General features: G+C 66.3%; 21 protein-coding genes. 11 read left to right on the top strand and 10 right to left on the bottom strand.

The genetic code is table 11. From position 1 onward, the window contains the following. Nucleotides 1–40: 40 nt before the first annotated feature. Entirely contained in the window at nucleotides 41–904 is an 864-nt protein-coding gene (locus tag J2X70_RS10345; RefSeq protein ID WP_309910246.1) for a hypothetical protein, read from the top strand. A 129-nt stretch (nucleotides 905–1033) separates the two neighbouring features. Beyond that, entirely contained in the window at nucleotides 1034–1993 is a 960-nt protein-coding gene (locus tag J2X70_RS10340; protein WP_025877686.1) for an acetyl-CoA carboxylase carboxyltransferase subunit alpha, read from the top strand. 484 nt (nucleotides 1994–2477) lie between these two features. Here the strand turns inward: J2X70_RS10340 and J2X70_RS10335 are convergent, their stop codons facing one another. Beyond that, the gene (locus J2X70_RS10335; RefSeq protein ID WP_025877688.1) at nucleotides 2478–2933 is read right to left on the bottom strand and encodes a CopD family protein; all 456 of its coding nucleotides are present in this window, start codon (nucleotides 2931–2933) and stop codon (nucleotides 2478–2480) included. A gap of 148 nt (nucleotides 2934–3081) precedes the next feature. On the opposite strand from J2X70_RS10335, the gene J2X70_RS10330 reads away from it, so the two are divergent. Then, the gene (locus J2X70_RS10330; protein ID WP_309910243.1) at nucleotides 3082–3678 is read left to right on the top strand and encodes a class I SAM-dependent methyltransferase; all 597 of its coding nucleotides are present in this window, start codon (nucleotides 3082–3084) and stop codon (nucleotides 3676–3678) included. Nucleotides 3679–3764: 86 nt separating this feature from the next. Next, the gene (phaZ, locus tag J2X70_RS10325) at nucleotides 3765–5072 is read left to right on the top strand and encodes a polyhydroxyalkanoate depolymerase (RefSeq protein WP_025877691.1); all 1308 of its coding nucleotides are present in this window, start codon (nucleotides 3765–3767) and stop codon (nucleotides 5070–5072) included. A 169-nt stretch (nucleotides 5073–5241) separates the two neighbouring features. On the opposite strand, the gene J2X70_RS10320 is transcribed toward phaZ, so the two are convergent. The 3 genes from J2X70_RS10320 to J2X70_RS10310 form a co-directional block, all read right to left on the bottom strand. After that, entirely contained in the window at nucleotides 5242–6231 is a 990-nt protein-coding gene (locus J2X70_RS10320) for a sensor domain-containing protein (RefSeq protein ID WP_033830707.1), read from the bottom strand. After that, nucleotides 6228–6593 carry a PadR family transcriptional regulator gene (locus tag J2X70_RS10315; RefSeq protein ID WP_032975774.1) on the bottom strand — a complete coding sequence of 122 codons (366 nt, stop codon included), beginning with the start codon at nucleotides 6591–6593 and terminating at the stop codon, nucleotides 6228–6230. Before J2X70_RS10315 ends, J2X70_RS10320 begins: the two co-directional genes overlap by 4 nt. Before the next feature lie 92 nt (nucleotides 6594–6685). After that, nucleotides 6686–7723, bottom strand: coding sequence for a hypothetical protein (locus tag J2X70_RS10310; RefSeq protein ID WP_309910240.1), 1038 nt, complete (start codon nucleotides 7721–7723; stop codon nucleotides 6686–6688). Between J2X70_RS10310 and J2X70_RS10305 the strand changes: the two genes are divergently transcribed. Next, nucleotides 7709–8323, top strand: coding sequence for a hypothetical protein (locus J2X70_RS10305; protein WP_309910238.1), 615 nt, complete (start codon nucleotides 7709–7711; stop codon nucleotides 8321–8323). The genes J2X70_RS10310 and J2X70_RS10305 overlap by 15 nt on opposite strands. Further along, nucleotides 8296–9198, top strand: coding sequence for a peptidylprolyl isomerase (locus J2X70_RS10300; RefSeq protein ID WP_099842186.1), 903 nt, complete (start codon nucleotides 8296–8298; stop codon nucleotides 9196–9198). Before J2X70_RS10305 ends, J2X70_RS10300 begins: the two co-directional genes overlap by 28 nt. Before the next feature lie 522 nt (nucleotides 9199–9720). Here the strand turns inward: J2X70_RS10300 and J2X70_RS10295 are convergent. Continuing rightward, a complete protein-coding gene (locus J2X70_RS10295; RefSeq protein WP_309910234.1) occupies nucleotides 9721–10593 on the bottom strand; it encodes a DMT family transporter in 873 nt (290 codons plus the stop codon). Nucleotides 10594–10709: 116 nt separating this feature from the next. On the opposite strand from J2X70_RS10295, the gene J2X70_RS10290 reads away from it, so the two are divergent. Further along, nucleotides 10710–11654, top strand: a complete 945-nt coding sequence (locus J2X70_RS10290; RefSeq protein ID WP_309910233.1) for a LysR substrate-binding domain-containing protein — start codon at nucleotides 10710–10712, stop codon at nucleotides 11652–11654. A 69-nt stretch (nucleotides 11655–11723) separates the two neighbouring features. Next, nucleotides 11724–12017 (top strand): hypothetical protein, encoded by a 294-nt coding sequence (locus J2X70_RS10285; RefSeq protein ID WP_025877698.1) that lies wholly within the window; start codon nucleotides 11724–11726, stop codon nucleotides 12015–12017. A gap of 119 nt (nucleotides 12018–12136) precedes the next feature. Here the strand turns inward: J2X70_RS10285 and J2X70_RS10280 are convergent, their stop codons facing one another. Next, nucleotides 12137–12946 carry a DUF4349 domain-containing protein gene (locus tag J2X70_RS10280; RefSeq protein WP_309910231.1) on the bottom strand — a complete coding sequence of 270 codons (810 nt, stop codon included), beginning with the start codon at nucleotides 12944–12946 and terminating at the stop codon, nucleotides 12137–12139. Beyond that, nucleotides 12943–13299 carry a GFA family protein gene (locus tag J2X70_RS10275; RefSeq protein WP_099783365.1) on the bottom strand — a complete coding sequence of 119 codons (357 nt, stop codon included), beginning with the start codon at nucleotides 13297–13299 and terminating at the stop codon, nucleotides 12943–12945. The genes J2X70_RS10280 and J2X70_RS10275 overlap by 4 nt, the downstream gene beginning before the upstream one ends. Nucleotides 13300–13411: 112 nt before the next feature. Here J2X70_RS10275 and J2X70_RS10270 point away from each other — a divergent pair, with 112 nt between their 5' ends. Further along, nucleotides 13412–15220 carry a DUF885 domain-containing protein gene (locus J2X70_RS10270; protein ID WP_309910229.1) on the top strand — a complete coding sequence of 603 codons (1809 nt, stop codon included), beginning with the start codon at nucleotides 13412–13414 and terminating at the stop codon, nucleotides 15218–15220. 121 nt (nucleotides 15221–15341) lie between these two features. Here J2X70_RS10270 and smrA read toward each other — a convergent pair whose 3' ends face one another. Then, the gene (smrA, locus tag J2X70_RS10265) at nucleotides 15342–17174 is read right to left on the bottom strand and encodes a multidrug efflux ABC transporter SmrA (protein WP_025877703.1); all 1833 of its coding nucleotides are present in this window, start codon (nucleotides 17172–17174) and stop codon (nucleotides 15342–15344) included. 192 nt (nucleotides 17175–17366) lie between these two features. After that, entirely contained in the window at nucleotides 17367–18926 is a 1560-nt protein-coding gene (locus tag J2X70_RS10260) for a serine hydrolase (RefSeq protein WP_059063573.1), read from the bottom strand. A gap of 110 nt (nucleotides 18927–19036) precedes the next feature. On the opposite strand from J2X70_RS10260, the gene J2X70_RS10255 reads away from it, so the two are divergent. Next, nucleotides 19037–19480, top strand: coding sequence for a VOC family protein (locus J2X70_RS10255; protein ID WP_309910226.1), 444 nt, complete (start codon nucleotides 19037–19039; stop codon nucleotides 19478–19480). Next, complete coding sequence (locus J2X70_RS10250) at nucleotides 19477–20355, top strand: DUF72 domain-containing protein (RefSeq protein WP_309910223.1); 879 nt, start codon at nucleotides 19477–19479, stop codon at nucleotides 20353–20355. The genes J2X70_RS10255 and J2X70_RS10250 overlap by 4 nt, the downstream gene beginning before the upstream one ends. Here the strand turns inward: J2X70_RS10250 and J2X70_RS10245 are convergent. Continuing rightward, nucleotides 20276–20893, bottom strand: a complete 618-nt coding sequence (locus J2X70_RS10245; protein WP_099783359.1) for a Pr6Pr family membrane protein — start codon at nucleotides 20891–20893, stop codon at nucleotides 20276–20278. The genes J2X70_RS10250 and J2X70_RS10245 overlap by 80 nt on opposite strands. Nucleotides 20894–20920: the final 27 nt, after the last annotated feature.

The following is a 20920-nucleotide window of genomic DNA, read 5'->3' as shown; positions in this document are numbered from 1 at the left end:
TCCGCTTTCCCGCTGCATACGTCAAGGACGATTGCCCGTAATGAAGAACCTGCTGTTGCCGATGATGGCCGCGCTCGCGCTGGCCGGCTGTTCCTCCAAGGTCGATTTCGAGATCGACAACCCGACCGATGCGCCGCTGGCGATCAGCATCGATGGCAAGGACCTGCCGGTGGCCGCGCACGCGTCGCGACCGATCAGCCTGGCTGCCGGTGAGCATCACCTGCATACCGACCGCCTGGGCGATGTGCGCTTCATCGTCTACGCCGACGGCCGCGGCGGCCTGATCAATCCCAGCCTCAGCGAGTACGTGACGGCGCGCGAGATCTATGTGACCGGCGAGGACAAGCTGAAGAACTTCGGTGTCAGCGGCCTGGGCATCGAGCTGGGCGGCGTCGAGTTCAAGGGACCGTTCGAAAAGCACCACGGCCTGTTCATCGACAAGACCTGGAACTTCGGCGTGCGCGAGCCGTTCCCCGAGGAGCAGGTGGTTGCGCACGTGGACTCGACCGGCGGCCGGATCAGCACCAAGATCTTCACCGCGCCCGAGTTCATCACCTTCATCGAGGCCAGCATGGGCGAACCCGGTGCCTACAAGCGCGAGCAGCCCGCCGGCTACGTGGCCCCGGCCTACACGCTGGAACCGGCGCCGGCGCTGCCCGCGCTGGACCCGGCCTTCGAGGCCCATGCCGGTCCGGTGCGCGACATCTATGCCCGCTGGCTGAAGGCCACCACGGCCAGCGAGCAGAAGGCCCTGCGCAAGGAAGACTTCCAGGCGCAGATGGCCTTCACCCAGGCCACCATGACGCTGGGCGCGAAGCTGCCGGTGGCGGCCAACCAGGCCTACAACGACTTTGTGACGATCCGCAGTACCGAAATGGCCCGCAGCGCGCTGGTCCTGCCCTGAACCGGCGGCCGGCGGACCGACTGGCGCCGCCGGCCCCCACTGCGCTACCGTCGGCTTCCAGACGAAGGCGTACGGGCCGTTCCTGCGCATTCGGCTAGAATTCCCCTCTTCTTTACACGACGGCTTCCGATGAATCCGAACTACCTCGACTTCGAGCAACCCATCGCCGACCTGGAAGCCAAGATCCAGGAACTGCGCAACGCCAGTGCCGGGCCGGCGGTCAATGTCGAGGCCGAAGTGCATGCGCTGCAGGACAAGCTGCGCGTGCGCACCGCACAGATCTTCCGCAACCTGACCTCGTGGCAGGTGCTGCAGCTGGCCCGCCATCCGTCGCGCCCGTACACCGCCGACTACATCCGCATCATCTGCGATGAGTTCCAGGAACTGGCCGGCGACCGTGCCTTCGCCGACGACAAGGCGATCATGGGCGGCCTGGCCCGCATCAATGGCCGCTCGGTGATGGTCATCGGCCACCAGAAGGGCCGCGACACCAAGGAAAAGATCAAGCGCAACTTCGGCATGCCCAAGCCCGAGGGCTACCGCAAGGCGCTGCGCCTGATGAAGATGGCCGAGCGTTTCGGCCTGCCGGTGCTGACCCTGATCGACACCGCCGGCGCCTGGCCGGGCATCGATGCCGAGTCACGCGGCCAGTCCGAGGCGATCGCGCGCAACCTGATCGAGATGGCCGAACTGAAGGTGCCGATCATCTGCACCGTGATCGGTGAAGGCGGCTCGGGCGGCGCACTGGCGCTGGGCGTGGGCGACCGTACCGTGATGCTGGAATACGCGGTGTACTCGACCATCACCCCGGAAGGCTGTGCTTCGATCCTGTGGAAGGATGCCGGCAAGGCCAAGGATGCTGCCGAGCAGCTGGGCCTGACCGCGCCGCGCCTGAAGGGCCTGGGCCTGGTCGACAAGGTCGTGCGCGAGCCGACCGGCGGCGCCCACCGCAACCCGACGCAGATGGCCAAGCGACTGAAGGCCGTGCTGCTGAACGAGCTGGACGCGCTGGATGCGCTGTCCACCGAAGAGCTGCTGGACCAGCGCTACAAGCGCCTGCGCAGCTACGGTACTTACGAAGCGGCCTGAGCCTCTGCTCGAGGCGTTACTTTTCTTTTCGCGAAAAGAAAAGTAACCAAAAGAAACGCTCCGCCAGCCGCGAGCCGGTGTGCTCTGCACACCGGTTCCCTGCGCTCCTCAGTCCGCCAAGGGACGGCGCGGAACTCGCTACGCTCAAACATCCGCGCCTCTACACCCTTGCCGGACCTCCGGTGCTCGGCTCGCTTGAAGGCGGATTGGGAAAGCAGAGCGAAAAGCATCCACGCATGGCGTGGATCTACTGGGTGCAGGTGTGGCGTTTGACGTTGGGTCCGCCTTTTAGCGAGCCGAGCATCGCAGGGGAATCAGGGGCGTAGAGGCGCCGATGTCTGAGCGCAGCGAGTTCGGCGCCGTCCCCTGATTCACCGAGAAGCACAGGGCACCGGTGCGTAGCACCGGCTCGCGACCTGGCGGCGTGTTCTTTGGTTACTTTCTTGCACGAGCAAGAAAGTGACATGTTCGAGAGCTCCAGATCTCAGAACGGCTTGGCCAGCACCAGCCAGACGATCGGGATGAAGGCCAGCAGCGGAATCTCGTTGATCCAGCGCAGCGCGCGCGACGACGGCAGCGCCCTGCCCTTGGCCACGCCCTTCAGCAGCCGCCCGATCCAGATGAAGTACGCCAGCAGCACCACCACCAGGCCCAGCTTGGCATGCAGCCAGCCCGCCCCGCCCGGGGCGACCATGGTCGGGAAATCCGGAATCACCTTGTAGCCCAGCCACAGCACCAGACCGAGCACGAACGCCAGGCCGAACATCGAATGGCCGAAGCGGTACAAGCGCATGCCCATCAGCTGCAGGCGCTCGACCACCGCCGGCTGCCCCGCGGTCTCGGACAGGTTCACCAGGATGCGCGGCAGGTAGAACACCGTGGCCATCCATGCCACCACGAACACGATGTGGAAGGTCTTGACCCAGTAATAGCTCTGCATGCGCTCGCTCCGGCGGCTGGCGTGGATGTCCGCCATTCTCGCATGCGCTGACGAGGCCACCGCACGTGCAACCGCCGCGACACATCGACGCATGACGTGCTGCAACGCCGTACGATAGACGCCGATTTCACGACTGCACCCGAACGCCATGGACAAGACCTACGACGCCGCCTACTTCCAGCGCTGGTACCGGCACGCCGACATCGGCGGCAGCGCGCGCTTGGCGCGCAAGGTCGCCCTCGCCGTGGCGACGGCCGAGTACTACCTCGAACGACCTATCCGCAGCGTGCTGGACGTCGGCTGTGGCGAAGGGGCGTGGCGCGCGCCGCTGCTGAAACTGCGTCCGAAGGTCGAATACCTCGGTTTCGACAGCAGCGAGTACGCTGTGCGCCGCTACGGCCGGACCCGCAGCCTGCACCTGGCCAGCTTCGGCGATTTCGCCTGGCTGCGGCCCTGCGCCCCGGTCGACCTGCTGATCTGTTCGGACGTGATGCATTACGTGCCCAACCGCGAACTGCGCGCGGGCCTGGCCGGGCTGGCCGAACTGACCGCAGGGGTGGCCTTCCTGGAGACCTTTGCCGCCGAAGATGAATTCGAGGGCGACCATGACGGCTTCCAGTCGCGTCCGGCCCGCTGGTACCGGCGCGAGCTGACGCGCCAAGGCCTGCAGGCAGTCGGGTCCCACCTCTGGCTGGGGCCAGCACTGGCCGATGAAGCGGCCGCACTGGAGCAGGCGGCCCGCTGAATACGGGCAGTGCGTCTGCTTAACGTCCGGGACAGTCGGATGCGCTATGCTGCGCGGCAACATAAGACCATACATATTCGGTCGGCATGCTCTATCAACTGCACGAACTGACCCGCAACCTGCTCGCCCCCTGGGTGCACCAGGCCCAGGCCAACGCCAAGTTCTTCGCCAACCAGGGGCACTGGTGGTCGCAGATGCCCGGCGCTGATCGTCTGGCGGCGGTCAATGAGCTGTTCCATCGCATCGGCAAGGATTACGAGAAGCCCGAATGGGGCATCAACGAAATCGAGGTCGAGGGCGAGCGCGTGCCGATCGTGGTGCACGAGGAACTCAGCAAGCCGTTCTGCAAGCTGCTGCGCTTCAAGCGCCACAGCAATGAAGCCGACCAGCTGCACACCATGCTCAACCAGCCGTTCGTGCTGGTGGTGGCGCCGTTGTCGGGTCATCACGCCACGCTGCTGCGCGATACCGTGCGCACGCTGCTGCGCGACCACCGCGTGTACGTGACCGACTGGGTCGACGCGCGCATGGTGCCCGGCAGCGAAGGCGAATTCGGGCTGGACGACTACATCGCCTACATCCAGGAGTTCATCCGCCATCTTGGCGTGGAGCGCCTGCACGTGGTGAGTGTCTGCCAGCCGACCGTACCGGTGCTGGCCGCGGTTTCATTGATGGCCAGCCGCGGCGAACCGACGCCGCGCACGCTGGTGATGATGGGTGGCCCGATCGACGCGCGCTGCAGCCCGACCGCGGTCAACAACCTGGCCACGCAGAACCCGTTGTCGTGGTTCGAGAACAACGTCATCCACACCGTACCGGCCAGCTATCCCGGTGCCGGCCGCCGCGTGTATCCCGGTTTCCTGCAGCACGCCGGCTTCCTGTCGATGAATCCCAGCCGCCACTTCAGCTCGCACTGGGATTTCTACACCGACCTGGTGAAGGGCGACCTGGAAGATGCCGACGCGCACCGTCGCTTCTACGACGAGTACAACGCGGTGCTGGACATGCCGGCCAAGTACTACCTGGACACCATCTCCGTGGTGTTCCAGGACTTCCTGCTGCCGCGTGGCGAGTGGGTGGTCAACGGCGAAAAGGTCGACCCGTCGGCAATCCGCGATACCGCGCTGCTGAGCATCGAAGGCGAGCTGGACGATATCGCCGGCCTCGGCCAGACCGAAGCGGCGCAGGCACTGTGCAGCGGTATACCGGCCGAACGCCGTGAACACTTCATCGTGGATGGTGCAGGCCATTACGGCATCTTCAGCGGCCGCCGCTGGCGCGAAGTGGTGTACCCGAAGGTGCGTGACTTCTTCGCCGCGCATGCCGAAGCCCCGGCAGCGAAGGCCACGAAGAAGAAGAGCAACGTCACCCCGCTGCGCCGCAAGGCGGGGTAGCACGCCCCTGGTGGATGCCAACCTTGGTTGGCGCTTTCGGTAGATGCCAACCTTGGTTGGCGCTCTTTCAAGCGTACTGACACCTGATGGTTCGTGCCAACCAAGGTTGGCACCTACCATGGCGAAGTGCCGACCGAGGTCGGCACCCACCAGAGAAAAAATCGCTGCCTTACAGGCGCACCAGCAGGTTCTTGGCCAGCATGCCGTGCAGCTTGCCGATGCCGCGTGCCAGGTGCATCGTCAGCAGCAGCAGCAACACACCCACCGCTGCTACCACGATCGCCACCAGCGGTGAGGCTGCCATCGGCAGCACGTTCACGTCGTTGATGTAGATGCCGGGAATGTCGCCGCTGAAGATCGCCGCCACCGGTGCCCAGATCAAGCCCAGCGACAGCGACAGCAGGGTCACCGCGATGGTGAAGTAGATGATGCCCAGCGGCAGCATCAGCACGAAGTACAGCAGGGTCAGCCAAGTGCGGCCATCGGTGAACATGTCGCCGATACGCTGCAGCCAGCTGCGGCTGCGGTCGGTGTACTGCGGCCGGCGCGGCATGCGCTCGCCCAGCAGCGCTTCCACCAGCCGCCCTTCCAGCAACGCCAGTCCACGCACCGAGCCGAAGAACAGCACGGTCAACGGGACGCCGATGATCAGGATCAGCAGGCCCAGCGACAGCGACAGACCGGTGACCACCCAGGTGAAGAAGAAGATGCCGGTGGCCAGCGACAACAGCATGTAGAACAGCGCGCCGTAGGTGTGCGGGTCCGTCACTACGCCGAAGAAACGCGCCAGCAGCGAGCGTTGCACGGGCGCTGCGGGCTGTGCCGCCGGTGCAGCACCGCTGGCCTCGGCCGCTGCACGCAGCACCGGGCCCGTGTCAGCCCGCGGCGTGCGCAGCGCGCGGTTCACCGTGAGCTCGGTTTCGCGGTAGATCTCCGCCACCTCGTCCGGTGCGCCGTAGCTGCCGGCGACATCGGCGATGACCTCGGCTTCGCTGCGGCCGGGTTGCGCCGCCAGTTCAGAGCGCAGGTATTCCTCGGCGTCGTACAGGGCGTCCTGCACCATCGCCGGATCGGCACCGTCCAGCGCCGCACGCAGCTGCGCCAGGTACTGCGGGATGGTGCTGGGCAGACGGTTGCCTGCCAGGTCCAGGTCGTTCATTGCGGTACCCCCTCCAACACGGAATCGACGGAATCACGGGTGTCGCGCCAAGCCTGGCGCCATTGCTGCAGCACCTCCCGGCCACGCGCGTTGATGCGGTAGTAGCGGCGCGGCGGCCCGCTGCTGGACGGCTCCACATGGCTCTCCAGCAGGCCGGCGCCCTCCAGGTTGCGCAGCACCGGGTACAGCGCGCTCTGCTTGCCACTGAGCACGCCCTCGCCCACCCGTTCCAGCTCCTTGGCGATCAGGTAGCCGTACAGCGGCTCACCGGCGCGGGCCAGCACTGCGAGCAGGGCCAGCGACACGGTGCCGGCGCTGAGCTCCTTCTGGAACTTCTTCAGGTGGACATCGTCCTCGGACATGACCGGCCCTCCACTACGTTGAAGTCCACAGTAGTGCGAAGTTCGGTATAGCGAATGTGTCGTTAGTCATCCTGCGGTGCGGAAAGGGGCCTTCAGGCATGATGGACGGCCGCCCGCACTTGGGCCGCAACGTTCTGCGGCAAAGCGTGCCTGCCCTCTTCAAGCCGGCTGAGCAGGGCCTGCCGACGGGCGGCCCCGAGCGGCGAGTACTGCCCGCTCACCCGAAGCCAGCCATGCACGAGCCGCAGGTGCCAGGCACGTTCATCCTCGCGCTGCGGTACCGCATCCAGCAGCAGGTCGAGGTGTTGCCACAAGGGCAGCCGGGTCAGCTGCCCGAGCAGGCCAGCCTGTGCCACCGGCGAAGGACCGTCGTGGCAGAAGGCGAGCAGGCGCGGCGGGTCCAGCTCTGCCGCCCATAGCACGGTGGCGCTGGCCAGCAACGCATTCACGGTCCGCCCCGGCTTTTCCAGTGCCTCGCGCAGCAATGCCAGACGGGCACCGCCCTCGGCCCGCACCCAGCCGCGCAGGCAGTTGCGCTGATGGCGCGCCGATACCTGGGGCAACAAGGCGCGCAATGCAGGCATATCCTCTGCCTCGGCGTGATCGGCCAGCGCTTCCAATGCTTCGCGCCATCGCGCGCGTCGACGGTGCTTGAGCTCGTCTCGCCACAACGCGATGGCCGGCGTGGCCTGCCGCTGCTGGAGCAGCCACATCGCCAACCGGCGCACGCCTCTCGAACGGTCGAATGCCGCGGTTTCGATGTGCGCATCCAAGCCGGCCACCTCGCGCTCGACCAGCGCACGTAACGCGGCACTACGTACCCCGCTCGCAGGCGCGGACAATGCCAGCGTGCACTTCGCCTCGACATCCGCAGGCTCACCGTGGTGCAGAAGATCGGCAAGTGCCAGGTGCGAGATGTGCGGATCACTGTCCAGAATCGCGCGCACGCGCAACGCTGCCCGATCCGGATGACTGTGCAGGGCAACGGCGTAGGCCATCAGCCGGGTGCGTGCGTCGGGATGGCCCAGCAGTCCTTCAAGCACTATGCGGCTGGAGGGCGATGACAACCAGGCGAACAGGGTGCCCTCGAGCCACGCCCGGTCAACGCGCTGGGAATGGCGCAGGCGCACGGCGACCGGCCAGGCCGCCAGTACGTGCTGCACCGCGCACTGCCCGAGCAGGGACATCACGCAATCCTGCGCCGCCGCACGCACTTCAGCCACCCAGTCATTGCAGCGGAGCAAGGCACAGGACAACGTCAAATGGCTGGGCACCGAGCGCATCATCTGCAACGCGGCCTCACGCGTGCGGCCATTGCCATCCGAGCCCGCAAGGAACAGTGCCGCCGTCTGCACAGTAACCGGCGCCGCTGCACAGGCTTTCAGGCAGGCGAGCAGGCCATCATCGTTGGCAGCCCACCAACTGCGCCGACGCTCATCAAGATCGAACAGCCCACGTGGCGACAACGTCTGCAACCAATGCACACGATTCCCCCCTTCATCGACGAACGCCTTCAGGATCTGGTCGATTCTGGCGCTCAGTGCGGCTTCGGGGGCCTCCGGATGCGGTATCAACATCATCTGCTTCCATTAAGGAGAATGACCATCGTGCCGCACGTACATGGACACGGCCAGCACGCGACCGTGGCGCAGGCACGCACTCTCGCGCAGAATCGAGATCTCGTTCATGTTCCGGGGATCCCATGCCGCACCGTCGACGCCTTGCCCTGACCGCCCTTGCCCTGGCCTGCCTGCTGCCCGCAATGGCCAGCGCAGCCACGCCCTACCGCAGCCCGCAGCAGATCCTTGATGCCTCCGCGGCCAGCGACTGGCGCACGCCGGACCCGGCCAACCTGCTGTACATGGACCTGCCGGCCGGGCGGGTGATCATCGAGCTGGCGCCGCAGTTTGCCCCGCGCCATGTCGCCAACATCCAGACCTTCGCCCACGAGCACTTCTGGGACGGCACCAGCATCTACCGCTCGCAGGACAACTTCGTGGTGCAGTTCGGCGATGCCGACGCCGACGATGCCGCCAAGGCCAAGCCGTTCGGCAGCGCCCAGCGCAAGCTGCCGGCCGAGTTCGAGCGCGCCAGCGCTGGCCTGAAGGTGAGCGTGCTGCCCGACCGCGATGGATGGGCAGCACAGACCGGCTTCGTCGACGGCTTCCCGGTCGGCCAGGACCCGCAGGCCGGCAAGGCCTGGCTGGCGCACTGCTACGGCATGCTGGGTGCGGGCCGCAGCAACGAGGAAGACAGCAGTATCGGTGCAGAACTCTACGTGGTGACTGGCCAGTCGCCGCGCCAGCTGGACCGCAACATCACCCTGGTCGGCCGCGTGCTGAAGGGCATGGAACTGCTCAGTGCGATCCAGCGTGGACCGGCACCGATGGGTTTCTACACCGACCCGAAGCTGCGCACACCGATCGTGTCGATCCGCCGCGCCAGTGACGTGCCCGCGGCCGAGCGCACGCCGATCCAGGTGCTGCGCACGGATTCAAAGACCTTCGCCGATACGGTCGAAGCGCGGCGCAACCGCGTGGATGATTTCTACAAGCGCCCGGCCGGGCATATCGACCTGTGCAATATTCCGGTGCCGGTGCGGTGATGCTTTCCTCGCGTGACGCGTGCTGAAGGTGCTTCACCGTTCATGGGCGTTACTTTTCTTTGTACGCAAAGAAAAGTAACCAAAAGAAACGTTCCGCCGGTCGCGAGCTGCCGTGCTTCGCACGTCGGTCCCCTGCGATGCTCGGCTCGCTCAAGGCGGACCCAGATCAAAGGCCGCAGCTGCACCCAGTAGATCCACGCCATGCGTGGATGCTCTTGCTGTTGGTCCTGACCTTCCAGTCCGCCTTGAGCGAGCCGAGCACCGCAGGTCCGGCGAGGGCGAAGAGGCGCCGATGTCCTGTAGAGCCGACTGTTAGTCGGCTGACTTCTGCGCGCCGCCCCTCGACGGACCGAGGAGCGCAGGGCACCGGTGCGCAGCACCGGCTCGCGACCTGGCGGCGTGTTTCTTTGGTTACTTTCTTTGCACGAGCAAAGAAAGTGACGCCTCCCCGCAGGCGCGGGAAAAGGCTGCCGGGCAGCGCCCGGCACTACCAGTGTGTCGGACGACGCTGCGTCGGCGCCGTCAGCCCTTCTGACTCACCGCCACGCTACCGAGAATCAACGCACCCGCAATCAGCATCTGCAGCGTCACCGGCTCGCCCAGGAACAGCCAGGCGAACGCAGCGCCGAACAGCGGAACCAGATAGGTCACCGTTGACGCGCGCGACGGGCCGATGCGGCCGATCAGGCGATAGAACATCAGGAAGGCGAATCCGGTGCAGACCACGCCCAGCGCGATCGCCGCGCCCCATGCCTTGCCTGGGATCGGACCCTGCGGCAGATGCGTGAGCGCCATCGGCAACAACCACAATGAGGCGCACGACAACGTGGCAGCGGCGGCAGCAGCCGAAGGCAGACCGGTCATGTGCCGCTTCACCAGGTTCACGCCCAGGCCGTACAGCAGCGAGGCGGCGGCACCGGCCAGTACGGCCGTGCCGATGCTCAGCCCCGAGATCTTGGCCGTGGCCAGCACCACCACGCCGGCAAACCCCACCAGCAGCGCGCCGGCACGGCGCACCCCGATCTTCTCGCCGAAGAACAGGAAGGCGATCAGTGCGGCAAACAGCACCGTCATCGCATTACAGATCGCACCGATGGCCGCCGGCGCACGCTCTGCGGCGTAAGCGAACAGCACGAACGGCAATGCCGAATTGACCAGGCCGATCGGCGCCAACCACAACCAGCGGCACGGTGGGAACTGCGCGCGTGCGCGCCACAGGAACGGCAGCAACACCAGTGCGCCCAGCACCAGCCGTACCTCGACCAGGGCGAACGGCCCGAATGAAGGCACCGCCACCCGCATGAACAGGAACGAGCAGCCCCAGATCGCGCCGAGCAGGGTCAATTCCAGCGGTGTGCGCCAATCACGCTCGGTCGCTTGGGGTATCGCATTCATGTGCTCTGTCCGTTCGTCATCGTGGCGCTGTTCCGGCCACACAGGATCAGCCGCAGACGCCCGCTGCACAAGCGCGTAGTATCGCTGCCAGCCACAAATATGGTTTGAGGCTGGACATGCTGCTACGCCCTTCCCTGCTTCCCGCCCTGGCCGTTTTCGCGGTCGCTGCGCGCCATCAGAACTTCGCCCAGGCCGCGCAGGAACTGCATCTGACCGCCAGCGCGGTCAGCCACCATGTGCGGCGCCTGGAAGAGGTGCTGGCCACGCGCCTGTTCCTGCGCCATGCACGCGGGGTACGCCTGACCGCCGAAGGCCGGCAGTTGGCCGACGCCGCCAGCGCGGCGTTCACCGATGTCGCCGCCGTCGCCCACCATCTGCAGCCGGACGCGGACAGCGTGCCGCTGCGGATCGCGACGCTGCGCTCGCTGTCGTACTGCTGGCTGCTGCCACGGCTACCGCGTTTCACCCAGGCCCATCCACACATCCGCATCGAGCTGCACACTGGCAGTGGCCTGGACCGTTACGACGAGAACGGCCCGGAGGTCGGCATCCGCTACGGACTGGGCCAATGGCCGGGACTGCATGCGCAGCACCTGATGGACGACAACCTGTTTCCCGTCGCGTCCCCGGCGCTGCCGGGAGTCGAAACGCTGCAGGACCCGGCACGCATCGCCGAGCTGCCGCTGCTGAGCGATCTGTCACCACAAGGCTGGCGCGATTGGTTCCGCCATGCCGGCGTGCGTCCGCCGTCACCGCTGCCGGCAATGCACACCTTTGCCGACAGTACCGATGCGATGCGCGCGGCGGTGTACGGCATGGGCGCGGTGCTGGCGCGCACCCACGTCGCCCAGCCGTACCTGCAGCGCTATGAGCTGGTACGCCTGCCTGGCCCTGCACTGAAGGCACGCTATGCCTATTACGTGGTGCATGCCGAAGGGCGATCGCCCAGCCCCGCCGCACGGCTGTTCATCGACTGGCTGCTGGGCCAGGCAGCGGATGAGCGCACGCCGGTGCCGGCGTTGCCGGGCAGCCTGCTGGGCCGCCCGAGCACACCCGGCTGACTGCGCCCTCACCCGATCTTTGCCCAGCGCTGGCTAGGCTGCAGGCGAACCCCACAACGTGCTTCCGCCATGGCCCTGCTGCGACTGAGAATTACCGGAACCGAAGATGATGCCCGCGCGATCAGCGACCTGCTGCTCGGCCTGGAAGGCATCGAACACGTCGAAGAGACCGACGACCTGATGCCGCACATGGACGACGATGACTCCAGCTCGGCCGGGCTGTCCGACGACATCGGCCCGGGCACCCACGAACTGGAAGTGGAAGTAGGCAACGAGAGCACCGCGCAGAAAGTGCGCGATGCGGTGCAGGAACTGGCACTGGAACTGGATGTGTTCGTCGAATACGAGACCGACGAAGGCTGAGCGTCCGCCGGGCATGGCCCGGCGCTACCCGATGCTCGAGGCACGTCGGTAGCGTCGGCCATGCGCCGTCTGCTCCGGTAGCGCCGGGCCATGCCCGGCGAATACGCGGCGCGGTTCGATCAGAGCTTGCGGCGTCGGCGACGGATCAGCGCACGGACGATCCAGGCCATCACCAGCGCCACCACGCCCACCGGCAGCAAAGCGGCCGCGGCACGGATCAAAAATGCCACGCTGGTGCTGAGAATGCTGCCCGACTCGCTCAGGGCTTCGCCGATCTCGCTGCGACTGCGCTGGCCCGAGGTGGTGTCGAAATGCATCGTCACCAGCTGGGTATCGATGCGCCTGCGCTGCTGGGCGGCGTCCTTGTTGGCCTGCTCCACACCCGCCTCGATCTCCGACAGGCGCGTGGTGATCGCCATCAGATCCTCGATCTTCAGATCGCTGCGGTCCTGGTAGGACAGCAGCCGCGCGTGCTCCTTCTCCAGCCGAGCCTTGGTCAGCGCGGTGTCGGCCACCTGCTGGGCCAGGTCCTCGGCACGCGTGTTGCGCGCCTGCAGCTTGCCGCCCTCGCCGGCCAGGCCGATCAGCGATTCCACGCCCTTCGGCGCGATGCGTACCTTGACTTCGCCACTGGGCTGTTCGCCACTGCGCTGATCCACCTGCAGCACCGCGCACTCACCGAACTTCGCGTTCTGGCACGCCTGTGCGACCTGCTGGATGCGCGGGGCGATCTGCGCTGCTTCCAGCTGCACCTGCACATCGTGCTCGTAGGCCAGGAAAGCGCCTTCCGGCGAAGCGACAGCGGCATCGGCATCGGCAGCGACTGCGCCGGCCTCCTGCGCTCGCTCACCGTTCTTGGCACAGGCCGCCAGCGCCAGCAGCAATGCCGGCACGATAACCACGCGCGTCCACACGCGAGGCGCCGTCATCGCGAGGCTCCGTCGAACGCGGTGATCGACAGCCCACCCAGCTCGACCTGTGGCAGGCAGCGCACGTTGATCGCCACCATCGGCTGGCCACTGCGCGGGTCCACCGCCTCGCTGTACGGCGCGGTGCCGCACTCGCGGCAGTGATGGTGATCGATGTTATGGGTGTTGAACTGGTAGGTCGCCACGTCGGCGATATCGGTGCCCAGCTGGAACGCCTCGCGCGGGGCGAACCAGAGCAGGCTGCCGCGGCGGCGGCACATCGAGCAGTTGCAGTCGATGACGTCCTTGATGGGGGCGTCGGCCTGCACGGTGAATGCGATCCTGCCGCAATGGCAGCTTCCCTGGTATTCCATGTCCCGCGCTCCGCTGGAGAGTCCTTGTATGCACCCATGGTAATCCTATGGCACGGGGACAAAGCAGCCCCGGGGGCCTATGCTCGAGGATTGACCCCGTACAGGAATGCCGATGCGCCCGCATCTTCTTGCCCTCGCCCTCGTCGCCGCCCTCGCCGGTTGCCAGCCGGCCGATGCCCCGACCAACGGTTCCACCCCGGCCGCCAGGCAGCAGGCCGGAGATGCGGCGGTCGACGCCGCCTTCGCCGACCTGTCCAAGCGTGCCCTGGATACCTGGATGCAGCTGTCCCCGGTCAGCGCCACCCAGATCGGCGACCACCGCTATGACAGCGAGATCGACGACCTGAGCGCGGCCGGCCAGCAGAAGACCGTGGACGCCTACAAGGGCCTGCTGGGCGAGCTGGACAAGATCGAGGTGGCCAAGCTGGGCCGCGAAAACCAGGTGGATGCAGCGATCCTGCGCAACCAGCTGCAGTCGGAAATCTGGAATGCCGAGGTCATGCAGTCCGGCAAGTGGGATCCGCAGCTGTACAACGGCGTTGCCGGCAGCGCGATCTACGGCCTGATGGCACGCGAGTTCGCGCCGTTGCCCGAGCGCCTGAAGGCGGCCACCGCGCGCATGGAGAAACTGCCGGCGATCTTCGCCCAGGCCCGCGAAAACCTGGATCCGGCACGCGTGCCGAAGATCCATGCCGAGACGGTGGCCAAGCAGAACAAGGGCATCCTCAGCATCGTCGATACCTTCATCACCCCGCATATCGGCGAGCTGCCGCAGGCCGACCAGCAGCGCCTGCAGGCCGCCATCGACGGCCTGAAGAAGGCGGTGGACGAACAGCAGACCTGGCTGGACAAGACCCTGGTGCCGAACGCCAAGGGTGACTTCCGCATCGGTGCGGAAAAGTACGACCAGAAGCTCAAGTTCGCGCTGAATTCCTCGCTGTCGCGGCAGGAGATCGGTGAGCGTGCACGCGCCGAACTCAAGCGCGTGCGCGAGGACATGTACGGCATCGCGCAGACCGTGCTGAAGGACAAGCCGGGCGCACCGGAAATGCCGGCGCAGCCGACCGACGAACAGCAGCAGAAGGCGATCGAGGCCGCGCTGGAGCTGGCCTACGCTGACAAGCCGGCGCGCGACAAGGTGGTCGACGACGCAAAGGCCGCACTGGAGCAGTCCACTGCGTTCGTCCGCGAGCACGACCTGATGACCCTGCCCGACGCGCCGGTGGACATCATCCTGATGCCGGAATTCCAGCGTGGCGTGGCCGTGGCCTATTGCGATTCGCCGGGCCCGCTGGACAAGAACCTGAAGACCTTCTACGCGGTTTCGCCGATTCCGGACGACTGGAACGACAAGCAGGTTGATTCGTTCCTGCGCGAATACAACTCGCGCATGATCCACCTGCTGAGCATCCACGAGGGCACCCCGGGCCACTATCTGGAAGGCTGGCATTCGGCCAAGTTCCCCTCCACCCTGCGCGCGGTGCTGCGCTCGGGCCTGTTCGCCGAAGGCTGGGCGGTCTACACCGAGCGCATGATGCAGGAGCAGGGGTACCTCAACAACGACCCGCTGTTCCACCTGGTGCAGCTGAAGTTCTACCTGCGCACGATTTCCAACGCGATCCTCGACCAGGGTGTGCACGTGGACAACTGGGATCGCGAGAAGGCGATGCACCTGATGACCCACGACGCCTTCCAGCAGGAAAGCGAAGCATCGGGCAAGTGGGTGCGTGCGCAGCTGACCTCGGCTCAGCTGCCGACCTACTTCGTCGGTGCGCAGGAACACTTCGACACCCGCAAGGCGATGCAGGACAAGCTGGGTGACAAGTTCAACCTGAAGGCCTACCACGACCAGATGCTGTCCTACGGCGCACCGCCGGTGCGCTTCGCACGCCAGCTGATGCTGGACCAGCCGATCGAGTGAGGGATCGGGTGTGAGTTGAATGGGAACGGCCCGGGGAAACCCGGGCCGTTTCTTTATCCGTGTGGCACAGCATCCACGCATGGCGTGGATCTACTGTTGCGCATCCACCGTGCGGTGTTGGTCATTGCTCCGCGGCTACAAAACCACCGGTCTGCCGTGCCCACAAGCGCGCGTACAGTCCACCGGCCTCGATCAGCTCGGCATGGCTACCGGTCTCGACGATCCGGCCCTGGTCCATCACCACCAGCCGGTCCATGCGCGCGATGGTCGACAGGCGATGGGCGATCGCGATCACCGTCTTGCCGCCCATCAGCTCGTCCAGGTTGTCCTGGATGGCCGCTTCCACTTCCGAGTCCAGTGCCGAGGTCGCCTCGTCCAGCACCAGGATCGGGGCGTCCTTCAGCAGCACACGGGCAATGGCGATGCGCTGGCGCTGGCCACCGGACAGCTTCACCCCGCGCTCGCCGACGTGTGCGTCGTAGCCACGACGCCCTTCCCCGTCGACCAGCGTGTCGATGAAGGCCTCCGCGCGCGCCTTGGCCACGGCCGCGCGCAGCTGCGCGTCGGTCGCATCGGGACGGCCGTACAGCAGGTTGTCGCGGATCGAACGGTGCAGCAGCGAGGTGTCCTGGGTGACCACGCCGATCTGCTGGCGCAGGCTTTCCTGGGTGACGTAGGCGATGTCCTGATCATCGATCAGGATGCGACCACTTTCCAGGTCATACAGCCGCAGCAGTACGTTCACCAGCGTCGACTTGCCGGCACCGGAGGGGCCGACCAGGCCGATCTTCTCGCCCGGCTTCACCACCAGGTCCAGGCCGGCGATCACGCCGCCCTTCTTGCCGTAGTGGAAATGGACATCTTGGAAGTGCACACCGCCACGAGTCACCTGCAGCGGCACCGCATCCTCGCGGTCCTGCACGGTCAGCGGCTGGGCGATGGTGGTGATGCCATCCTGCACGGTACCGATGTCTTCGAAGATGCCGTTGATGGTCCACATGATCCAGCCGGACATGTTGTGGATGCGGATCACCAGGCCGGTTGCCAGGGTGATCGCGCCGACGGTGATGTGTCCGCCGTTCCACAGCCACAGTGCCAGGCCACAGGTGCCGGCGATGAGGAAACCATTGACGATGGCGATGGTCAGGTCCATGCCGGTGGTGATCCGGGTCTGCGCGCGGTGCTTGACCGCCAGCTCCTGGATCGAATCGGCAACGTAGGCCTGCTCGCGGCCGCCATGGGCGAACAGCTTCAGCGTGGGAATGTTGGTGTAGCCATCGACGATGCGTCCCATCGCCTTGGAGCGCGCCTCCGAGGCGATCCAGGCCCGTTCCTTCGCGCGCGGCACGAAGTAGATCATGATCACCACGTAGGCCAGCAGCCACAGGATCAGCGGCACCATCAACCGCCAGTCGGCCTGCGCGAACAGGTACAGCGCGGTGCCGGTATAGACCACGATGTACCACAGCGAATCGACCATCTGCACCGCCGACTCGCGCAGCGAGGTACCGGTCTGCATCACCCGGTTGGCCATGCTGCCGGCGAAGTCGTTCTGGAAGAAGCTCAGGCTCTGCCGCACCACGTAGTTGTGCATCAGCCAGCGCGATCGATTGCTCAGCCCCGGCACGATGGCCTGGTTGACCAGCAGGTTGTGCAGGCCGACCAGGATCGGGCGCGCGATGACGGTGATGAACAGCATCCAGCCGAGGGTATCGGCATGGCGCTGGAAGAAGTCCGCGCCGGGCTGCTCGGCAACCATGTCGACGATGCGACCGAGGAAATCGAACATCGCCACTTCCACCAGCGCCAGCAGCAGGCCGGCGACCAGGGTGGCCAGCAGCACCGGCCACACCGGCCGCAGGTAGTGCAGGTAGAACGGCACCACGGTGCGCGGCGGCATGCGCCCGTCAATGGGCGGAAACACCGGAATCAGGGATTCAAACCAACGGAACATCGCATTCCCTCGCCATCGATAGCCGGCGGAGTATCCCACGCCGCGTGTGTACGCCGGCCGACGATCACCACCGGTTCCGCGTAGCGCCGGGCCATGCCCGGCGGATCGCCTGCAACCGCGCTACGCGCTCGCCGGACGTGGTCCGGCGCTACCCGTCCGCTCGGCCAAACGGTAGCGCCGCGCCCGGCGGCGTCATTTCACCGGCGTGAACAGCAGGTCCTGGAAATCAAAGCTGAAATCGGTCAGGTCCGAGATCGGCTGCATGCGCACCTCGCGCACTTTTCCGTCCGGGTCCAGGCTGAAATTGACGAACGCATCGGCATTGAGCGAGCGGTCGTCCCAGCGCACGATGAAGGTGTCGTGCTGCCAGTGCTCCAGGCGGCCGCTCAGCTGTGCGGTCTTCGCAAAGCGCAGGCGCAGGCCCTTGCCTTCCGCCGTCACCACCATGTCGCCATACCAGCGGTCGCGGTAGGTGGCCGCATACCCGGCCAGCGGCAACGACGGCCTGCTGCCCTTGTCACGCTCGGCCTGGTGCTTGGCCCACGCTTCGTCGGCCTTGTCCTGGCCCTTGGCCACGCCCTTGGCATAGGCATCCACCCAGTCGTGCTTTTCACCGCCAAGGTAGGCATCGAGCACGCTCAGCGTGATCGCATTGAAGGCCGCACCCACTTCCTGGTTGGTCAGCACCACCACGCCCAGCTTCTCGCCCGGCACCAGGGTCAGCCGCGAAACCATGCCCGGCCAGCCACCGGTGTGCCAGACCAGCTTCTGCCCGCGATAGTCGCTCAGGCTCCAGCCCTCGCCATAGCCGGCGAAGTTGGCCCGCGCCGGTGCCAGCTCCGGCACGCTCGGCGCCGGGATCGTCTGCGGCGTGATCATCTGCCACATCTGCTGCTGGCTCTTGGCGGTGAACAGCGCAGTGCCATCGGCCAGCTTGCCTTCGGCCAGCTGCACCTGCATCCAGCGCGCCATGTCGTGGGCACTGGAATAGATGCCACCGGCACCGGCATTGTTCGACCAGGTCAACGGTGCAACGGTGCGCAGGTCCTTGAAATCGTACTTGGCGTGGCCGACCGCAGCATTGTCGCCGGCCTTGAGGTGATCGGCGTTGTAGCGCGTGCCGGCCATGCCGACCTTGTCGAAGATGCGTGTCTGCAGGAACTGCTGGTAGCTCATGCCCGAGACGTGCTCGATCACCTGCTGGGCGACTGCATACAGGATGTTGTCGTAGGCATAGCGCTCGCGGAAACCGCCCTTCAGCGGCACCTGGCCGAGGCGCTGTACGACTTCGGCATTGCTGTAGGAGGTGGTCGGCCAGAACAGCAGGTCGCCTGCGCCCAGGCTCAGGCCACTGCGGTGGGAAAGCAGGTCTCGTATCGTCATCTGCCCGGTCACGAACGGATCGGACATGCGGAACGATGGCAGGTGGTCGATCACCTTGTCGTCCATCTTCAGCTTGCCGTCCTCGGCCAGCAGATTCAGCGAGGTGGCAGTGAAGGCCTTGGTGTTGGAGGCGATGGCGAACAGGGTATCGGCCTCGACCGGCGCCGGCTTGCCCAGCTCACGCACGCCCCAGCCGCGTTCCAGCACCACCTGCCCGTCCTTGACCACGGCCACGGCGATGCCGGGCACGTCGAACTGCGCGCGCACGCGCTCCACGGTCGCATCCAGGTCCTGCAGCTGCTGCGGGGTCGCCGCATTGGCCATGGTCGTGCACGCAAGCAGCACGGCTCCTCCGATCCAGGTTTTCATCCAGCACCATCTCCGAACAGGGGTAGCGGCCATGTGCAGGCCGTCACCGGGGTTTCGCGCGATGGTAACGGCCCCGGGTGCAGCCTGCCCTGTGCCATAGGAGGGGTGTCATGGGTGCGAACGGCCAGAGCAGCAACGGCTCCACCATCATTCCGTGCCTGCGTTACCGCGATGCGCTGGCGGCCATCGACTGGCTGCAGCGCGCGTTCGGTTTCCACGCGCAGGCCGTGCATGCCGACGGCGATACGGTGCATCACGCGCAGCTGGTATTCGGCCAGGGCATGATCATGCTCGGATCTGCCAGCAACAGCGGCGAATGGGCCAAGCTGGCGGTGATGCCCGATGAAGTCGGCGGCCGGCAGACCCAGAGTCCCTGCGTGATCGTCACCGATGTCGACGCCCACTATGCCCGGGCCACGGCTGCCGGTGCGCGCATCGTCATCGACATTGCCGACCAGGCCTACGGTGGACGTGGCTATGCCTGCGCCGACCCGGAAGGCTACCTGTGGTGGTTCGGCAGTTACGATCCGTGGCGGGCGGAACACACGCAATGACGGCACGGCAAGCGTCTGCGGCGCCGGTCCGCTGCGGTATCGGCGGCTGGGTGTTCCCGCAATGGCGTGGTGGCGCCTTCTATCCGCCAGGGCTGATCCAGCGCGAAGAGCTGGCCTATGCCAGTCGTGCGTTGCGCTGCATCGAGATCAACGGCACCTTCTACCGCACCCCGACAGCTGCCCAGTGCGCGCAGTGGGCAGCGCAGACGCCGGAAGGTTTCCGGTTCTCGATGAAGGCCCCGCGTCATCTGGTGCAGCGTCGCGACCTGTCGTCCACGATCGAGGCGGCCAGCGCGTTCCTGCAGGCGGCCGTCGCGCTGGGCGACCGGCTGGGCCCGTTGCTCTGGCAGTTCGACCCGCAGCACCCGGCCGATGCCGCGGCGCTGGATGCCTTCATGGCACAGCTGCCCAAGCAGCTGGATGGAACGGGGTTGCAGCATGCGTTGGAGGTGCGCAACGCCAGCGTCCATGGGCCGGAACTGGTGCAAGCGGCGCGCCGGCATGGCGTGGCCCTGGTGATCGAAGACAGCGACGAATCGCCATTGCATGGCGACATCACCGCGGGCTTCGTCTATGCACGGATCAAACGCAGCCAGGCCAGACTGGCCGAAGGTCTTTCCCAGCCGATGCAGCAGCGCTGGGCCACGCGCGCGCGGTGCTGGGCCCGGGGTGAGGCGGTGGACGACCTGCCCTGCCTGGCCGCACCGGGCCCTGCCGCGCCGCGCGAGGTCTACCTGCTGTGCATCGGCGCCGGCAAGGTGCGCAATCCGGCGGCGGCGATGGCACTGCAGCGGGTCATCGACGGCGCCAGCGGTCCACTGCCCACAGCAGTGTCCAGCCCAGCACGAACACCCCGCCGACGCGCAGCACGCTGAGGCCGAATGCACGCGAACCGATCCGCTGTACTTCCAGGAACGGGTACGGTGCGCTGCCCAACCACGAGGCCGTGAGCATCGCCCAGCCCAGGTAGGCCAGTGGCACCAGCAGGACCACACCCAACGCACGCCAGCGCAGGCCACCATGTGGCAGCAGCCCCGCCCAACCGGCCAGATACAGCATCGGCACCACGTAGTGCAATCCGGCATCGGCCCACCATTGCAGGCCAGTTGGCTGCCACAGCCCCTGCAGCGCCAGCAGATAGATAAGGCCGGTGACGCCGATGCACAGTGCCAGGGTGGCGGCTACCGTAGGTCGCAGTGCGCGGCCGCTGCAGAGCCAGAGGCAGCCCAGGCACACGGCCAGATTGCTGAGGATGGTGAAGTAGCTGAAGAAGCGCAGGCTCGCCACGCCGGGTCCCAGGCTGGCGCCGATGCCACGCATCAGCAGGGCAAACTGCAGCAGCAGCGATGCTGCCGCGACCAGCGCGGTCAACAGCGCCCAGCCGCGCAGCAGAAGAAAACGGGCAGCAGGCATGCACGGCTCCCTCGTGGCAACGCCGCG

The sequence above is a fragment of the Stenotrophomonas sp. 1337 genome, from assembly GCF_031455455.1.
Taxonomy (GTDB): domain Bacteria; phylum Pseudomonadota; class Gammaproteobacteria; order Xanthomonadales; family Xanthomonadaceae; genus Stenotrophomonas; species Stenotrophomonas indicatrix.
This window is presented reverse-complemented; position numbering and strand designations above follow the sequence as displayed.

What these genes read in the sequence shown, in the direction of transcription:
- J2X70_RS10345 (WP_309910246.1), top strand. Translation starts at nt 41, where the DNA reads ATGAAGAACCTGCTGTTGCCGATGATGGCCGCGCTCGCGCTGGCCGGC.
- J2X70_RS10340 (WP_025877686.1), top strand. Translation starts at nt 1,034, where the DNA reads ATGAATCCGAACTACCTCGACTTCGAGCAACCCATCGCCGACCTGGAA.
- J2X70_RS10335 (WP_025877688.1), bottom strand. Translation starts at nt 2,933, where the DNA reads ATGCAGAGCTATTACTGGGTCAAGACCTTCCACATCGTGTTCGTGGTG.
- J2X70_RS10330 (WP_309910243.1), top strand. Translation starts at nt 3,082, where the DNA reads ATGGACAAGACCTACGACGCCGCCTACTTCCAGCGCTGGTACCGGCAC.
- phaZ (WP_025877691.1), top strand. Translation starts at nt 3,765, where the DNA reads ATGCTCTATCAACTGCACGAACTGACCCGCAACCTGCTCGCCCCCTGG.
- J2X70_RS10320 (WP_033830707.1), bottom strand. Translation starts at nt 6,231, where the DNA reads ATGAACGACCTGGACCTGGCAGGCAACCGTCTGCCCAGCACCATCCCG.
- J2X70_RS10315 (WP_032975774.1), bottom strand. Translation starts at nt 6,593, where the DNA reads ATGTCCGAGGACGATGTCCACCTGAAGAAGTTCCAGAAGGAGCTCAGC.
- J2X70_RS10305 (WP_309910238.1), top strand. Translation starts at nt 7,709, where the DNA reads ATGGCGCAGGCGCACGGCGACCGGCCAGGCCGCCAGTACGTGCTGCAC.
- J2X70_RS10300 (WP_099842186.1), top strand. Translation starts at nt 8,296, where the DNA reads ATGCCGCACCGTCGACGCCTTGCCCTGACCGCCCTTGCCCTGGCCTGC.
- J2X70_RS10295 (WP_309910234.1), bottom strand. Translation starts at nt 10,593, where the DNA reads ATGAATGCGATACCCCAAGCGACCGAGCGTGATTGGCGCACACCGCTG.
- J2X70_RS10290 (WP_309910233.1), top strand. Translation starts at nt 10,710, where the DNA reads ATGCTGCTACGCCCTTCCCTGCTTCCCGCCCTGGCCGTTTTCGCGGTC.
- J2X70_RS10285 (WP_025877698.1), top strand. Translation starts at nt 11,724, where the DNA reads ATGGCCCTGCTGCGACTGAGAATTACCGGAACCGAAGATGATGCCCGC.
- J2X70_RS10280 (WP_309910231.1), bottom strand. Translation starts at nt 12,946, where the DNA reads ATGACGGCGCCTCGCGTGTGGACGCGCGTGGTTATCGTGCCGGCATTG.
- J2X70_RS10275 (WP_099783365.1), bottom strand. Translation starts at nt 13,299, where the DNA reads ATGGAATACCAGGGAAGCTGCCATTGCGGCAGGATCGCATTCACCGTG.
- J2X70_RS10270 (WP_309910229.1), top strand. Translation starts at nt 13,412, where the DNA reads ATGCGCCCGCATCTTCTTGCCCTCGCCCTCGTCGCCGCCCTCGCCGGT.
- smrA (WP_025877703.1), bottom strand. Translation starts at nt 17,174, where the DNA reads ATGTTCCGTTGGTTTGAATCCCTGATTCCGGTGTTTCCGCCCATTGAC.
- J2X70_RS10260 (WP_059063573.1), bottom strand. Translation starts at nt 18,926, where the DNA reads ATGAAAACCTGGATCGGAGGAGCCGTGCTGCTTGCGTGCACGACCATG.
- J2X70_RS10255 (WP_309910226.1), top strand. Translation starts at nt 19,037, where the DNA reads ATGGGTGCGAACGGCCAGAGCAGCAACGGCTCCACCATCATTCCGTGC.
- J2X70_RS10250 (WP_309910223.1), top strand. Translation starts at nt 19,477, where the DNA reads ATGACGGCACGGCAAGCGTCTGCGGCGCCGGTCCGCTGCGGTATCGGC.
- J2X70_RS10245 (WP_099783359.1), bottom strand. Translation starts at nt 20,893, where the DNA reads ATGCCTGCTGCCCGTTTTCTTCTGCTGCGCGGCTGGGCGCTGTTGACC.